This window comes from Vibrio sp. 2033, from assembly GCF_033339735.1.
Map to the genome: position 1 here is coordinate 1 of NZ_JAWOVC010000241.1, position 805 is coordinate 805.

Below are 805 nucleotides of genomic sequence, written 5' to 3' on the forward strand. Positions count from 1 at the left end.
TCGCAACGACCCAGGTTATTGGCGCATTCCTAACTCTGACACTCGTCCATTCCGTGACTGGTTGCGTTGGGGACATGGCCGCGTGGATGTCATTAAATCCATTGAAGAGTCTGTTGATACGTTTTACTACCAAATTGCTTATGACTTGGGGATCGACCGAATTTCAAACTGGATGATGATGTTTGGTTTTGGAGACTACACAGGCATCGATATCTACGAAGAAAGTAAGGCTAATATGCCAACTCGTGATTGGAAGATGTCTCGTCACAAAACGCCTTGGTACAAAGGTGACACTATTCCTGTTGGTATCGGCCAAGGCTATTGGACGGCGACACCAATGCAAATTGCGAAAGCAACATCGGTGTTAGTGAATAATGGTGCGGTTTCCGCTCCTCACCTCCTAAAGTCCACCATCGATAATGGTGATAATTTTGAGGAACAAGAAACCTCTGAATACGTAACCTACCCACCGATTCAAAATGTGCCAGAAAAATACTGGGATATTGCGAAAGAAGGTATGCGCCGTGTAAACCATGGTACTCGTGGTACAGCTCGTCGTTCTTTCTACAATATGAGCTACCAGACAGCCGGTAAATCAGGTACAGCGCAGGTCTTTGGCTTGGGCGAGAACGAAGAGTACAACGCAGATGAAATCGCGGAACACTTGCGTGACCACGCCCTGTTTACGGGCTTTGCTCCGTTTGACGATCCAAAAGTTATCGTTACTCTCGTGCTAGAAAACGCAGGCGGTGGCTCAAGTAACGGTGGTCCAATGGCGAGAAAAATCTTTGACCGAGTGGTACTT

General features: G+C 47.1%; 1 protein-coding gene. It reads left to right on the plus strand.

Going from position 1 to position 805, the window contains the following annotated elements; all coding sequences use genetic code 11:
* Positions 1-805, plus strand: an 805-nt coding sequence (locus R7P74_RS25835; RefSeq protein WP_318123500.1) for a penicillin-binding transpeptidase domain-containing protein, incomplete at both ends; no start/stop codon positions are given.